The organism is Streptomyces sp. NBC_01454, from assembly GCF_036227565.1.
In the GTDB taxonomy this organism is placed as follows: domain Bacteria; phylum Actinomycetota; class Actinomycetes; order Streptomycetales; family Streptomycetaceae; genus Streptomyces.
In genome coordinates this window covers 3,533,267-3,548,040 of sequence record NZ_CP109460.1, presented here as the reverse complement: position 1 = coordinate 3,548,040, position 14,774 = coordinate 3,533,267, and the positions used below count along the sequence as shown (strand labels likewise).

13 protein-coding genes are annotated in these 14,774 nt (G+C 71.0%); 12 read left to right on the top strand and 1 reads right to left on the bottom strand.

The annotated features are described in order from the left end of the window. Positions 1–159 precede the first annotated feature (159 nt). The 5 genes from OIU81_RS15500 to folE all read left to right on the top strand — a co-directional run bounded on the left by OIU81_RS15500 (position 160) and on the right by folE (position 6,147). Positions 160–1,302, top strand: a complete 1,143-nt coding sequence (locus OIU81_RS15500; RefSeq protein WP_329148108.1) for a zinc-dependent metalloprotease — start codon at positions 160–162, stop codon at positions 1,300–1,302. A gap of 192 nt (positions 1,303–1,494) precedes the next feature. Next, a complete protein-coding gene (tilS, locus tag OIU81_RS15495; protein ID WP_329148105.1) occupies positions 1,495–2,553 on the top strand; it encodes a tRNA lysidine(34) synthetase TilS in 1,059 nt (352 codons plus the stop codon). Positions 2,554–2,639: 86 nt separating this feature from the next. Next, positions 2,640–3,179: a hypoxanthine phosphoribosyltransferase gene (gene hpt / locus OIU81_RS15490; RefSeq protein ID WP_030077134.1), complete on the top strand. Its 540-nt coding sequence runs from the start codon at positions 2,640–2,642 to the stop codon at positions 3,177–3,179. Between the two features lie 235 nt (positions 3,180–3,414). Beyond that, positions 3,415–5,433, top strand: a complete 2,019-nt coding sequence (gene ftsH, locus OIU81_RS15485; protein ID WP_329148102.1) for an ATP-dependent zinc metalloprotease FtsH — start codon at positions 3,415–3,417, stop codon at positions 5,431–5,433. A 108-nt stretch (positions 5,434–5,541) separates the two neighbouring features. Further along, entirely contained in the window at positions 5,542–6,147 is a 606-nt protein-coding gene (gene folE / locus OIU81_RS15480; RefSeq protein ID WP_329148100.1) for a GTP cyclohydrolase I FolE, read from the top strand. Positions 6,148–6,262: 115 nt separating this feature from the next. On the opposite strand, the gene OIU81_RS15475 is transcribed toward folE, so the two are convergent. Further along, positions 6,263–7,378: an alpha/beta hydrolase gene (locus tag OIU81_RS15475; protein ID WP_329148097.1), complete on the bottom strand. Its 1,116-nt coding sequence runs from the start codon at positions 7,376–7,378 to the stop codon at positions 6,263–6,265. A 141-nt stretch (positions 7,379–7,519) separates the two neighbouring features. On the opposite strand from OIU81_RS15475, the gene OIU81_RS15470 reads away from it, so the two are divergent. The 7 genes from OIU81_RS15470 to OIU81_RS15440 all read left to right on the top strand — a co-directional run bounded on the left by OIU81_RS15470 (position 7,520) and on the right by OIU81_RS15440 (position 14,608). Then, positions 7,520–9,364, top strand: coding sequence for a phosphatidylglycerol lysyltransferase domain-containing protein (locus tag OIU81_RS15470; RefSeq protein WP_329148095.1), 1,845 nt, complete (start codon positions 7,520–7,522; stop codon positions 9,362–9,364). A 123-nt stretch (positions 9,365–9,487) separates the two neighbouring features. Beyond that, entirely contained in the window at positions 9,488–10,393 is a 906-nt protein-coding gene (gene folP / locus OIU81_RS15465) for a dihydropteroate synthase (protein ID WP_329148093.1), read from the top strand. A gap of 5 nt (positions 10,394–10,398) precedes the next feature. Further along, a complete protein-coding gene (locus OIU81_RS15460; RefSeq protein ID WP_329148091.1) occupies positions 10,399–10,905 on the top strand; it encodes a nuclear transport factor 2 family protein in 507 nt (168 codons plus the stop codon). Positions 10,906–11,350: 445 nt separating this feature from the next. Continuing rightward, positions 11,351–11,710 carry a dihydroneopterin aldolase gene (gene folB / locus OIU81_RS15455; protein ID WP_329148089.1) on the top strand — a complete coding sequence of 120 codons (360 nt, stop codon included), beginning with the start codon at positions 11,351–11,353 and terminating at the stop codon, positions 11,708–11,710. Continuing rightward, positions 11,707–12,354, top strand: a complete 648-nt coding sequence (folK, locus tag OIU81_RS15450; protein WP_443073996.1) for a 2-amino-4-hydroxy-6-hydroxymethyldihydropteridine diphosphokinase — start codon at positions 11,707–11,709, stop codon at positions 12,352–12,354. Before folB ends, folK begins: the two co-directional genes overlap by 4 nt. Before the next feature lie 123 nt (positions 12,355–12,477). After that, a complete protein-coding gene (locus tag OIU81_RS15445; RefSeq protein ID WP_329148085.1) occupies positions 12,478–12,969 on the top strand; it encodes a DUF3180 domain-containing protein in 492 nt (163 codons plus the stop codon). Positions 12,970–13,435: 466 nt separating this feature from the next. Continuing rightward, entirely contained in the window at positions 13,436–14,608 is a 1,173-nt protein-coding gene (locus OIU81_RS15440) for a hypothetical protein (RefSeq protein ID WP_329148084.1), read from the top strand. Positions 14,609–14,774: the final 166 nt, after the last annotated feature.

Genomic DNA, 14,774 nt, shown 5'->3' with positions numbered 1-14,774 from the left:
CACCGGCCCCTCCGGCCCGTCACCGCACCCGACAACCCCGCGCAGCGGACCCGCCCGCCGCAGGCGCAACGGCGCGAAACCCCCACGGCGGGAAAGCCGACAACGTGGGAAGGCGACAGTCGGCTACCCCGACGCCAGGCGCCCACGTACGGTGAACTCATGACGAGCATCGGTGGAACCGAGATGGTCGACTGGAATCTTGCGGTCGCGACCGCGACCCGGTTCGTGCGGCCGGGTCCCGAGGTGAGCCGGGACGAGGCACGCGCGATCGTCGCCGAGCTGCGCAAGCACGCCAAGGCCTCCGAAGCGCATGTCCGCGCCTTCACGCGCATGGCACAGCCCGACGCGATGGGCGAGGAGCCGCATGACACACCGGTCCTCGTCGTGGACCGGCCCGGCTGGATCAGGGCGAACGTCGCCGGGTTCCGTGCCGTGCTCAAGCCGCTGCTGGCCAAGATGGAGGACCGTCGCTCGACGGTCCCCGGCGGCGCGGTGCTCGGCGCGGTCGGCGGCAAGGTCACCGGTGTGGAGCTGGGCATGCTGCTGTCGTTCCTGGCCTCCCGGGTCCTGGGCCAGTACGAGACGTTCGCCCCGGCCTCCCGGGACCTGCCGGCCGCGGCACAGGGCGGCCGGCTGCTGCTCGTCGCGCCGAACATCGTGCACGTCGAGCGCGAGCTGGAGGTGGCCCCGCACGACTTCCGGCTGTGGGTGTGCCTCCACGAGGAGACCCACCGCACCCAGTTCACCGCCGTCCCGTGGCTGCGCGACCACATCGAGGGCGAGATCCAGTCCTTCCTCAGTGAGACGGACATCGACCCCGGCGCCCTCCTGGAGCGGCTGCGCGAGGCCGCCCAGTCGCTGGCCGGCGCCAGGCCCGAGGGTGAGGAGGGCGAGGACGAGCGCTCGCTCGTCGATCTCGTCCAGACGCCCGCGCAGCGCGAGATCCTCGGCCGGCTGACCGCCGTGATGTCCCTGCTGGAGGGGCACGCAGACTTCGTGATGGACGGGGTGGGCCCCGATGTCGTGCCCACCGTCGCCGAGATCCGGGAGAAGTTCCAAAAGCGCCGGGCCAGCGGCGCGGGCCGGCTCGACCAGGCGCTGCGCAAGCTGCTCGGGCTGGACGCCAAACTCCGGCAGTACCGCGACGGCGAGCGGTTCGTCAGCGCCGTCGTCGAGGAGGTCGGCATGGACGGCTTCAACCGCGTCTGGACGTCGCCGAACACTCTCCCCACCAAACAAGAGATCGCCAAACCGGCGGACTGGATCGCGCGGGTGCACCGCAAGGCGGACGGGGCACCGTAAGCGAACGGCGTGAGCTGGGCACGCCGGGCGGCAGTAGCGCGCCCCTTCAATCACCCGTCTGAGGGACCGTTACGGATGGATAGGCGTGCAATGCTCGGGGAACCGCTCGCCTCTGTCACCATCTAGGCACTCTGTGTGACGAAGTTGCCCTCACCGGCTCGAGGCTCCCCAGCTGAACGATTGGAAACGGACATGGGTCCCCATCCAGCGGTCGCCGCGATACGCCTGGCGGTCCGCCGCGTACTCCACGACGTCCTCACCCACCACTGCACGCAGGACCGGCCCGAGCCCCCGCTCGTGCTCGTCGCCTGCTCCGGCGGCGCCGATTCCATGGCGCTCGCCTCCGCTCTCGCCTTCGAGGCCCCCAAGCTCGGGGTCCGCGCCGGGGGCGTCACCATCGACCATGGCCTGCAGGAGGGCTCGGACCTCCGTGCCGCCGAGGTCGCCCTGCGGCTGCGGGGCCTGCGGCTGGACCCCGTCGAGGCCGTCGCCGTCCGAGTGGGCGAATCACACAGGGTGGCGCACGGCGCCTCCTACCGGGGTGGCGGCGGGCGACGGGAGGGCGGGCCGGAAGCCGCCGCCCGCGACGCCCGCTACGCAGCCCTGGACGCCGTCGCCGAGCGCCACGGCGCCACCGCCGTCCTCCTCGGCCACACCCGCGACGACCAGGCGGAGACGGTCCTGCTGGGTCTCGCCCGCGGCTCCGGGACCCGCTCGCTGTCCGGCATGGCGGCGACCAGCGGCCGCGGCGGCCGCTACCGCCGCCCCTTCCTCGACGTGGACCGCCAGACCGCCCGCAAGGCCTGCCTGATCCAGTCGCTGCCCGTCTGGGACGACCCGCACAACACCGACCCCGCCTACACCCGCTCCCGGCTCCGCCACGAGGGACTGCCCGCGCTGGAGAAGGCGCTCGGCAAGGGCGTCGTCGAGGCCCTGGCCCGTACCGCCCAGCTCTCCCGCGACGACGCGGACGCCCTGGACGCCTGGGCCGCCGACGCCGAGGGCACGGTCCTCGACGAGGCCGGCACCCTCGACGTCACCGCACTGTTCGCCCTGCCCCCCGCGGTACGCCGCCGGGTGCTGCGCCGGGCCGCCATCGCCGCCGGCGCACCGGCCGGTTCGCTCTTCGCTCGCCACATCGAGGAAGTGGACCGCCTGATCACGGCCTGGAGGGGGCAGGGAGCCATCAACCTCCCCGGGCGAGTAGGTGTGCGACGGCAGGGTGGCAGACTGGTCATCCGGCAGGGCTGAGCCGCAGACGCTGCCCCGCATCCGAAGTCTCACGACTGACGCGAACACCGAACAGAGCGAGAGTGGCACGGGTGGACGACAAGGACATGGGCTCCGACCTTCAGTCGGTACTCATCAGCAAGGAAGAGATCGACGCGAAGCTGGCGGAGCTGGCGGCGAAGATCGACGCGGAGTACGCGGGCAAGGACCTGCTCATCGTCGGTGTCCTCAAGGGCGCCGTGATGGTCATGGCGGACCTGGCGCGCGCGCTGTCCACCCCCGTCACCATGGACTGGATGGCCGTGTCCTCCTACGGCGCGGGCACCCAGTCCTCCGGTGTGGTCCGCATCCTCAAGGACCTTGACACCGACATCAAGGGCAAGCACGTCCTGATCGTCGAGGACATCATCGACTCCGGCCTGACGCTGTCCTGGCTGCTGTCGAACCTCGGTTCCCGGGAGCCGGCCTCACTGGAGGTCTGCACCCTGCTGCGCAAGCCGGACGCGGCCAAGGTCGCGATCGATGTGAAGTGGATCGGCTTCGACATCCCGAACGAGTTCGTCGTCGGGTACGGCCTGGACTTCGCGGAGAAGTACCGCAATCTGCCGTTCGTCGGTACTCTCGCGCCGCACGTCTACGGCGGCTGAAGAGGCTCCCGCGGACCGGCGGGAACCCTTCGGGGCTTCCCGCCGTTGGAGCAGGGAGAGCAGAATCCTCGGCTTCATGTTCACTGTCGGCGCAGGCGCCGGGTGACGATGCTGGGGTACCGTCCGAAGGCAATTCTTTTTCGGGCCAGTAATACACCGTACGCACGACCAACCCTCCCAAGGGCGTTGTGCCTCACTGTGGCAGGAGGGACGGGGCCTCAACGGCTCCGTATGGATGGACGTGAAGCGATACTTCCGTGGGCCGGTCATGTGGATCGTGCTGGCCGTCCTCGCCGTGGTCGTGTTGATGCAAGTCGTCGGCTCGTCCGGCGGCTACAAGACGGTGGACACCGGTCAGGTCGTCAAGGCGATCGCTGACAACAAGGTGAAATCCGCCGAGCTGACCACCGGTGACGAAAACAAGATCAAGATCGAGTTGTCGGGCTCCAACAAGATTGAGGGCTCCAACAAGATCCAGGCCAGCTACATCGGCGACCAAGGCGTCGACGTGGCGAAGAACCTGCAGGCCAAGTACCAGACCGGCGAGATCAAGGACGGGTACACCGTCTCCCCGTCGAAGCAGAACCCGTTCGTCGGTGTGCTGATCACGCTGCTCCCCTTCATCCTCCTTCCCATCATCTTCCTGTTCCTGATGAACCAGGCGCAGGGCGGCGGCTCCCGGGTGATGAACTTCGGGAAGTCGAAGGCGAAGCTGATCACGAAGGACACCCCCAAGACGACGTTCTCGGACGTCGCCGGGTCGGACGAGGCCGTCGAGGAGCTCCACGAGATCAAGGAGTTCCTCCAGGAGCCGGCGAAGTTCCAGGCCGTGGGCGCCAAGATCCCCAAGGGCGTGCTGCTGTACGGCCCGCCCGGAACGGGCAAGACCCTGCTCGCGCGCGCCGTCGCCGGCGAGGCGGGCGTCCCGTTCTACTCGATCTCCGGTTCCGACTTCGTCGAGATGTTCGTCGGTGTCGGTGCCTCCCGTGTCCGTGACCTCTTCGAGCAGGCCAAGGCGAACGCCCCGGCGATCGTCTTCGTCGACGAGATCGACGCTGTCGGCCGGCACCGCGGTGCGGGCCTGGGCGGTGGCCACGACGAGCGTGAGCAGACCCTGAACCAGCTGCTGGTCGAGATGGACGGCTTCGACGTGAAGGGCGGCGTGATCCTGATCGCCGCCACGAACCGTCCGGACATCCTCGACCCGGCGCTGCTGCGCCCCGGCCGTTTCGACCGGCAGATCGCCGTCGACCGTCCGGACCTGCAGGGCCGTCTGGAGATCCTCAAGGTCCACCAGAAGGGCAAGCCGGTCGCCCCGGACGTCGACCTCTCGGCCGTCGCCAAGCGCACCCCCGGCTTCACCGGTGCCGATCTGTCGAACGTCCTCAACGAGGCCGCGCTGCTGACGGCCCGGGGTGACGCGAAGCTGATCAACAACCACTTCCTGGACGAGGCGATCGACCGCGTCGTGGCCGGCCCGCAGAAGCGGACCCGGATCATGTCCGAGAAGGAGAAGAAGATCACCGCGTACCACGAGGGCGGACACGCCCTGGTCGCGGCGGCCTCACCGAACTCCGACCCGGTCCACAAGATCACGATCCTGTCCCGCGGCCGGGCCCTGGGCTACACCATGGTCCTGCCCGACGAGGACAAGTACTCCACCACCCGCAACGAGATGCTCGACCAGCTGGCGTACATGCTGGGCGGCCGCGCTGCGGAGGAGCTGGTCTTCCACGACCCGACCACGGGCGCCGCGAACGACATCGAGAAGGCCACCGCCACGGCCCGCGCGATGGTCACGCAGTACGGCATGACCGAGCGGCTCGGCGCGATCAAGTTCGGCACCGACAACTCCGAGCCCTTCCTGGGCCGTGAGATGGGTCACCAGCGCGACTACTCGGAAGAGATCGCCGCGCTGGTCGATGAGGAAGTCAAGAAGCTCATCGAGACCGCGCACAACGAGGCGTGGGAGATCCTGGTCGAGAACCGCGATGTGCTGGACAACCTCGTGCTGACGCTCCTGGAGAAGGAGACGCTCAACAAGGACGAGATCGCCGAGCTCTTCAAGCACGTGGTCAAGCGTCCGGCCCGCCCGGCGTGGACCGGCTCCTCGCGCCGTACGCCCTCCAGCCGCCCGCCGGTGCTGTCGCCGAAGGAGCTGGCTCCGGCCAACGGCTCCGTCACGACGACCGCCACCGTCTCCACGGAGAAGAAGAAGGCGGAGGCTCCCGAGGAGCAGCAGCCCGAGAGCTGATCCCCAAGGCCCCTCGGGCCCCGGAATAAATGCCGCGCCCCCCAGGTTTAGCCTGGGGGGCGCGGCATTCCGCGATTTCGAGCGGGCGCAGAAGGAACGAGGCACCACATGACCGACCCTGTGACGCTGGACGTCGACGGCACGATCGGCACTTTCGACGAGAAGCGCGCCGCGAACGCCGTCCGTGAGCTGCTCATCGCGGTGGGCGAGGACCCGGACCGCGAGGGGCTGCTCGAGACGCCGGCACGGGTGGCACGGGCGTACAAGGAGATCTTCGCCGGCCTGTGGCAGAAGCCGGAGGACGTGCTGACGACCACGTTCGACCTGGGTCACGACGAGATGGTGCTGGTCAAGGACATCGAGCTGGTCTCCAGCTGCGAGCACCACCTGGTGCCGTTCGTCGGGGTGGCGCACGTCGGCTACATCCCGTCCGCGGACGGGAAGATCACCGGGCTGTCGAAGCTGGCGCGGCTGGTCGATGTGTTCGCCCGGCGCCCGCAGGTCCAGGAGCGGCTGACCACGCAGATCGCGGACTCCCTGATGGAGATCCTGGAGCCGCGCGGCGTGATCGTCGTCATCGAGTGCGAGCACATGTGCATGACGATGCGCGGGGTGCGCAAGCCGGGGGCCAAGACCACGACCTCGGCCGTGCGCGGCCAGCTGCGCGACGCCGCGACGCGCGCCGAGGCGATGAGCCTGATACTCGCCCGCTAGGCGCTCCGTCACCGGACGAGCGAGCCCGCGGCTCCGGATACTCCGACGGCCGGGCCCCTGCCGCACAGCAGGGGCCCGGCCGTCGTCGGTGGCAGCGGGGAGGGGCAGCGGCCCGTCAGGCCTTGAGGTGGTTGCCCAGCCACTCCAGGGCGGCGGGGATCTCGCGGCTCCAGGTGTTGAAGTTGTGGCCGCCGCTGTCGAGGATGATCGACGAGATCCGGCTCGGAGACTTCGTCTGCTGGATGAACCGCAGGGTCTGGTGGTAGTTCCCCTCACCCTGCTTGCTGCTGGTGACCAGCAGGTTCACCGGGGGAGCGGGCAGATGCCGCTGCCGCCACAACAGATTGTTCTCCCGCTGCAGCTGCGGATTGCCGCCGAAGAGATCACCGGTGGTGGCGTCCCGGGGGGCCTTGTAGGCGCCGGAGAGGGCGACGGCGGTGGAGTACGCGTCGGGGTGGCGCATCGTCATCTTCAGCGCGCAGTAGCCGCCGGTGGAGTCGCCGATGACTCCCCAGCTCTTGGCCTCGCGCCCTATTCGGTAGTGCCCCGCGATGTTCGCGCGCAGATCCTTGGTGAAGAACGTCTCGGTCTGCGGACCGTTCGGTATGTCCATGCACTCGGTGTCGCGCGGCGGGGCCACGGTCGGGCGCATCATCACCAGGACCGTGGGCCGCATCCGGTTCTTCTTGAGCAGGTCGTGCTGGGTCTGCGGGAAATGCAGCTTCTTGTAGAGCGCCTCGGCGGTACCGGGGTAACCGGTGAGCACCACGGCCGCCGGGAATTTCGTCTGCGCGTACTTCTTCTGGAAGTACTGCGGCGGCAGATAGACATACGCGGGGCTCGCGATGCCGGAGTGCTCGCCGCGGACCAGCACCTTGTCGATCCGGCCGGCGGAGGCCGGCCGGCCCCCGTTCTTGACGCTGATCCGTTCCGTGCCCAGCATCTGCAGCTTCGTGCCGTTCGGACCGGTCTGGTAATTGGTGACCACGCCCGGCTCCTGCTCCTGGCCGAACAGATCGGCCCAGGACGCGTAGAAACCGAAGGAATTGTTGGCGTAAAGGCCGATCGAGGCGAAGACGGCGAGCTGGGTCGCCAGCAGGAGCCCGACACGGCCGAGGACGGCCCGCCAGTTCCCCTTGGACAGCCGGGGCCAGAGCCAAATCGTGAGGACGAACAGTGCCACCGCGACGAGGACGGCAAGAAGCAGCACTTTCTTACTGGTGAGACCCATGTGGTGCTTTCTTCCGGGCGGACGGGCCTTCCGTACCGCTAGTGGAACCCCTAGCCCTGAAACGCCGTCATACAGGGCGCAAAAAGTCCAGATGCTGCGACAAGGCTCGCACGTTCTCTCGACCGGGGCGACGGGAAAGTGATGTCTGACAGGCTAGATGGCGAAAAGTCGGAGACGGTTGCGTGGCGAACGCCACGCTGGCTCCGCGGCCCGCGACCCGAGGCGGTGCCGCGTGTCGTCGGTACCGCCGGCGTGATCGTCGGTCTGTTGAACCTCGCGGCCGGGGTGTTCCCGCGGTTCCGGCACAGTCGCGTGCATGCCGTGGCCGAGGTGCTGCCGGGAGCGGTGAGCCCGCTGGCGGCCGCCGCCTCGATCGTCGTCGGCATCCTGCTGCTCCTTCTGGCCCATGGGCTCAAGCGGCGTAAACGGCGGGCCTGGGTGGCGGCCGTGGCGCTGCTCCCGGTGGGCATCGCGGCGCAGCTGGTGTACCGCCACTCGGTCTTCGGCGCGGTGCTCTCGCTGGCGCTCCTGGTGTTCCTGGTGCGTCACCGGCGGGAATTCGCGGCCCTGCCCGATCCGCGCAGCCGCTGGAAGGCCGTCGCCAACTTCATCGTCCTCGGCGGCGCGAGCTTCGGCATCGGCCTGGTCATCGTCAGCTCCCACCCCGGGAAGACCGTCGGCTCGCCCACGGTGTGGGAGCGCGCCCAGCACGTCCTGTGGGGCCTGTTCGGCTTCGAGGGCCCGATCGGTTACACCCATCACGTCGACTACACCATCGGCTACTCCCTGGGCGCCCTCGGCCTGCTGACCGTCGCCACCACCGCCTACCTCGCCTTCCGTCCCGAGCACCCGGCCGCCCGGCTGACCGACGACGACGAGCGGCAGCTGCGCGAACTGCTCGAGCGGCACGGCGCCCGGGACTCGCTGGGCTACTTCGCGCTGCGCCGGGACAAGGGCGCGGTCTTCTCCCCGACCGGCAAGGCCGCGGTCTGCTACCGGGTGATCTCCGGTGTGATGCTCGCCAGCGGCGACCCGATAGGCGACGTCGAGGCCTGGCCGGGCGCCATCGAGCGCTTCATGGAGGAGGCCAGGGCGCACTCCTGGACCCCGGCGGTCACCGGGTGCAGCGAGACCGGCGGCCAGGTGTGGACCCGGGAGACCGGGATGGACGCGCTGGAGCTGGGCGACGAGGCGATCGTGGACGTCGCCGACTTCACCCTCACCGGCCGCGCGATGCGCAACGTACGGCAGATGGTCAAGCGCATCGAGCGCAACGGCTACGAGACCCGGGTGCGCCGGGTGCGCGACCTGGAGCCGGCCGAGCTGGCACGGATTCAGAAGGCCGCGGACGCCTGGCGGGACACCGACACCGAGCGCGGCTTCTCCATGGCGCTGGGCCGGATCGACGCGGTGGCGGACGGCGACGCGGTGATCGCCACCGCGCATCTGCCGGCGGGCGAGGGCGAGGAGCCCGGCCCGTACGGGGATCTGAAGGCCATGCAGCACTTCGTGCCGTGGGGCGGCGACGGCATCTCCCTGGAGCTGATGCGGCGTGACCGCAGCGCCGACCCCGGGATGAACGAACTGCTGATCGTCGCCGCGCTGCAGGCGGCCCCCGGCCTCAAGATCAAGCAGGTGTCGCTGAACTTCGCGGTCTTCCGCTCCTCCCTGGAGCGCGGCGAGAAGCTCGGCGCGGGGCCGGTCATCCGGGTCTGGCGCGGCATGCTGATCTTCCTCTCCCGCTGGTACCAGATCGAGTCGCTGTACAAGTTCAACGACAAGTTCCGGCCACGCTGGGAGCCGCGCTTCGTGGTCTTCCGCAACAGCCGTGACATCCCGCGGATCGGCCTGGCGGCGCTCCAGGCCGAGGGGTATCTGGAGCTGAGCCTGCCGCGCGTCCTGCGGCGCCGGAAGACCATCGAGCCGCAGCCGTGTGCGCACATGCCGGAGCCGGTCGGCGCCTCGGCCGTCGAACGGGTGGCCTGACGGGCCCGGTCCCGGGGCGCCCGAGGGGCCGTTCCGCACGGCCTGCGGCGGCCCGGCGCCCACGTGGTCCGGGCCCGCGGCAGCGGCAATCCGGCCGGTCGGCACACGGCCTACGCTGGTGCCATGAGTACCTTGCGTGGCCGGGTGGCCGGACTGCCGGACTGGGACCGCTGCGCGGTGCTGGGCGTCGTCAATGTGACGCCCGATTCGTTCTCCGACGGCGGTGACTGGTTCGACACCGAACTCGCCGTCAAACACGGCCTCGATCTGGTGGCGCAGGGCGCCGACATGGTGGATGTGGGCGGTGAGTCGACCCGCCCGGGCGCGGCGCGGGTGGACGAGGCCGAGGAGCTGCGCCGGGTGGTTCCGGTCGTCCGGGAGCTGGCCGCCGCCGGCGTGGTGGTCTCCGTCGACACCATGCGCGCCTCGGTCGCCGAGCGGGCCGTCGAGGCCGGAGCGCGCCTGGTCAACGACGTGAGCGGGGGCGCCGCCGACCCGGCGATGGTGCCCGTGGTGGCGGCGAACCACGTCCCGTTCGTGGTGATGCACTGGCGCGGCCAGTCCATCGACATGAACAACCGGGCCGTCTACGGCGATGTGGTCGCCGAGGTCGTCGACGAGCTGACGCGGAGCATGGAGCGCGCGGTGTCCGGCGGGGTCGACCCGGACCGGATCGTCCTCGACCCCGGCCTGGGCTTCGCCAAGGAGGCCGGGCACGATCTCGCGCTGGTCGCGCGCCTGGCGCGGCTGCGCGCTCTGGGCCGTCCGCTGCTGGTGGCCGCATCGAGGAAACGGTTCCTGGGCAGGGTGCTGGCAGGCGGCGAGGGAGCCGCCCCACCGCCGGCCCGGGAACGGGACGCCGCGACGGCGGCGGTGTCGGCGATCGTGGCGCGAGAGGGGGCCTGGGCGGTGCGGGTGCACGAGGTCAGGGCGAGCGCGGACGCGGTGCGGGTGGCCCGTGCCGTGGAGGGCGCGGCGGCAGCGGCCGGCGCCGATGGGACGACGGCGAACACGACGGGAACGGTGTGAGCGGCTTGGGCCCACAGACGGACATCGAGCTGGTCGAGCAGGCGAACACGACCCTGTACGAGACCATCGAGCGCGGCGATCACGAAGCGTTGTCCGGGTTGTGGCTGGACGGCCAGGTGAGTGTGGTCCATCCCGGGTGGCCGGTGCTGCGGGGGCGCGGCGAGGTGCTCCGCTCGTACGCCCTGATCATGGCGAACACCGAGTACATCCAGTTCTTCCTCACGGACGTGGAGATCGACGTCCTCGGCGACACCGCGCTGGTGACCTGCACCGAGAACATCCTCAGCGGCGGCCCCGCCGAGGACGACGGCTCGGTGGGCCCGCTGATCGGCCAGCTGGTCGTGGCGACCAATGTCTTCCGGCGCACCGACGAGGGCTGGCGGGTGTGGTCGCACCACGGCTCGCCGGTGCTGGCGGACCGTGACGACGACGAGGACGACGATGAGGGGCCCGGGGGGCCCGGGGGCCCCGGGGGACCCGACGAGGGCGAGGGTGCCCCGGACGCCCTCTGAGGGCGCTCACGGGGGTTGCGGGCGCCGGGCGTGGGTGATCCGGCGCGTGGCGGTGGTGTGAGCCTTGCCATGCCGTGCGCGCCGGTGGTCTGGACGGGCCTGACAGCGTGCCTGGGGCTGCGGATCGCCCCGGGGCCACCGCCAGGCGTCAGCCATCCGGGCGAGGGCGCACCCGTTCGAGCCAAGTGCGGCATGGGGAGGGGTGGGGCGTGGGCACGGGGGTAAGAGGGCCGCGCGGACGATCTCCCGGTCTGCCGGTCGCCGCCCCACCGGGCGGTGCCTAGCAGGAGGAGGGGGTCTTGTCCATGGCCCCCGTGGGCGAGGACTGTCGGTGCTCGAAGGTAGATTCGATGGCGAGGCGGTGTTGCCGGATCGCTCCGGCGGCTGCCCGGAATCCGACGAACAGTGGCGCCCAAGGTGCCGTGGACCAGTGGGAGTGATTCGCGTGGATCGTGTCGCGCTGCGTGGGCTGAGGGCCCGGGGCCACCACGGGGTGTTTCCCCGTGAGCGCGAGGAAGGCCAGACGTTCATCGTCGACCTGGTCCTCGGCCTGGACACCCGCGAGGCGGCGGCCGGCGACGATCTCGCGAAGACCGTGCACTACGGCGTGGTGGCCGAGGAGGTGGTGGCCGTCGTGGAGGGCGAGCCCGTCGACCTCATCGAAACCCTGGCCGAGCGCATCGCCGACCAGTGCCTCAAGCACGGGGGCGTGCAGCAGGTGGAGGTGGTGGTGCACAAGCCGGAAGCGCCGATCACCGTCCCCTTCGACGACGTGACCATCACAATCACTCGGAGCCGAGTATGAAGCCGACCCGCCACCCGACCCTCACCGCCGACGGGACCGCGCAGGCGCGCCCGGATTTCGGTGACCCGACCGTGCAGCCGGTGCCCGCCTCCGTGGTGGAGCAGGTGGACGCCGCGGATGTGACGCTCTCCAACCCCAAACACGCCGTGATCTCCCTGGGCAGCAACCTCGGCAACCGCCTGGAGATCCTCCAGGGCGCCGTCGACGCGCTGGAGGACACCCCCGGTCTGCGGGTCAAGGCCGTCTCCCCGGTCTACGAGACCGAGCCGTGGGGCGTGGAGCCCGGCTCCCAGCCGACGTACTTCAACGCCGTGGTGCTGATCAAGACGACGCTGCCGCCGGATTCCCTCCTGGAGCGCGGGCAGGCGATCGAGGAAGCCTTCGAGCGGGTCCGCGAGGAGCGCTGGGCGCCGCGCACGATCGACGTCGACATCCTGTCCTACCAGGGCGTGGTCTCCGACGACCCGGGGCTGACGCTGCCGCACCCGCGGGCCCATCAGCGCGCGTTCGTGCTGGCGCCGTGGCTCGACATCGACCCGGAGGCGGAGGTTCCCGGGCACGGCGCGGTGGCCGCCCTGCTGTCGGCGGTCGGCCACGAGGGGGTCGCGCCGCGGGCGGACCTGGAACTGCGACTGCCCGAGTAGTCGTTAGGGTTGCGGGTCGGTTCCCTGCGGGATGCATCCGTAGGAAACCGGCAAGGCGGCCATATCGGCAGGGATGGTCGTGACGGCAGGGAGAGTCATGACGGTGCGAAGGGCGAGCGCTCGGTGAAGCAGCTACACATCAAGGTGCTGGTCGGGCTGTTTCTGGTGGCCGGGGTGCTGGCCTGGGGCGGCGCCCGGCTGTGGGACGCGTTCGGCACCCTCCCCAGCGTGCCGGTGGCCGCGCCGATCGTGCTGGCGATGATCGCCGCGGTGCTCGCCGCGACCGCCGTCTCCTTCCGGTCGCGGCTGCGGGCGCAGCGCGAGCGCCGGCCGGGCGCGAGGGGGGTCGAGCCGCTGGTGGCCGTCCGTGCGGTGGTCTTCGGGCAGGCGAGCGCGCTGGTGGCGTCGCTGGTGGCCGGGCTGTACGGCGGTGTCGGCGTCTTCTGGCTGACCTCGGGCCTCGATCTCGCACCCCGCCGGGACCAGGCGATCTACGCCGGTCTGTCGGTGCTCGCCGGGGCCGCCGTCGTCGCGGCGGCGATCTTCCTGGAGCGGGTGTGCAAGCTGCCCGAGGACGACGGCAAGGGCAACGGCGGGGTGGACGCGGCGCTGTGAGGCCGGGCGCGTCCGGTCCGGGCGTGCGGGCCGTGGCGCCGCGGCCCCGCTCGGCGGCCGGGCAGCGGCAGGCCGGGCCCGGGTAGAGCAGGCCGGGCCGTGCGGCAATCCCTTTCCAAGATCACTTCTGTTCCCCGTTCGCCGCCCGCGGGATGTCGCCCGTGTGAAGAGCCCGAGCAGGTACCCCGCAACGAATTCGCCGCGCTGCGCGCCGAATTCGTTCCGGGGCGCGGTGGTGAAGCGGCTGTCCGGGCCGCCGGGAACGGCGGACCTTCCCCTCCGCCCGGGTAAATCGCCGCAGCGTACGCCCACATCGGACGCCAAGTGCGAGACCGGCCGTTTCGCGGACCGGCGGAAGATGCGCGGGCATATGGGGAGGAGGCGGGGTTGGTCAAGAAGTAACCAGCGGGAAACGGATTGGTGTGCGCGGTCCCATAGATCCCGCACGCACGGTAAGTTTCTGGCCATGCCACGAGGACGCCACCGCCAATCACCACCCCTCCACCGGCTGCTTCCTCCCGCGACGGTCGCCGGTGCGTCGATCGCCTGCGCCGCGGGCGCGTGGTTCGTCGGCGACGACCTGGTGCAACGGGTGCTCGCCGTGGGCGCGGCAGCCGCCGCACTCACCGGCGCGGTCCTGCTGCGGACCTGGGACCGCAACGCCGGCCGACGGGTCGCCGAACTCACCCGCGCCAGGCTGCGCGACGAGTGGCGCACCGAGGAGCGGATCGCCGAACTCGAAACGGACGTCGAGGAGTCCCGCGAGCTGCGCACCGCCCTGGACGCCAAACTCCGCGCCAAGCGCGCCGAATTGGCCCGGCTGCGCAGCGAACACGCCGATCTGCTGCGCCGTTACGCCACCGCCGAGACCGAGCGGGCCAGTGCCCTGGAGGGCCGCCGGCTGCTCGCCATCGAGGCTGCTACGCCCTCCCGCGCCCTGCCGGCCGCCGCCCGCCTGCCCCGTGCGCTCCGCTTCGTCCGGGCGGGGGAGTCCTCGATCCGGGCCCGGCGCGAGCCCGGCACGGAGGGGGACCGTACAGCTCCGGCGACCTATGCGCAGGCCGACCAGGCGCTTCGCCGCCTCGCCCGCAACGCCGCCCGCCAGCGCACCGCCCAGAAGGCCGCGCGCACCCCGCGGGACGGCGTCCGGAGCGAAGCGGCCGCCCGGCCCGAGCCGTCCGGCGGTGAGGCTCAGGACGGTGAGAGCGGCCGGGGGAAGGCACCGGCGGCCGTCGCACCGCGCACGGACGGGGCTTCGCACGCCCGCCCGGCCGACGCCGCCGCACCCGCGCTCCGTACGGTCCCGGCCGCCGCCGCCGTCATCGCACCGTCCCGCCCCGCCGCGTCCCGCCGCGCCACGTCCCGCGCCCTGGGCGGCTTCGACTTCTTCGGCAACGCGACCGGCGATGGCCCCCGCGAGCTGACCGCACCGCTGGAGGACGATCTGGCGGACGTCGTCGGGGACGAGGCCGTCGCCGAGCACTCGGCCCGTAAGGAGACGCCCGCCAAGGGCGGCGCGGCCGGGGACGAGCGGGCCGAGGGCGACACGACCAACGGCACCGGCGAGGTCATCGATCTGACCGCTCACGACGAGACCGAGCAACTCGACCTCGGCGGACTGCGCAGCGCCATCTCCTGACCGCCGTCCGCCGCCGCGCGGCCCCGGAGCCTGCAAGGGCTCCGGGGCCGCGCTGTTGCGAGGGTCCGTTGAGCTTTCCCGGGTCCCGGCGTACGTCCCCCTTCGGTGAGGGGTGTGCGCCATGTGCGCCAGTCGTTGTCCACAAGGTGTGGACAGCCCGGGCGGG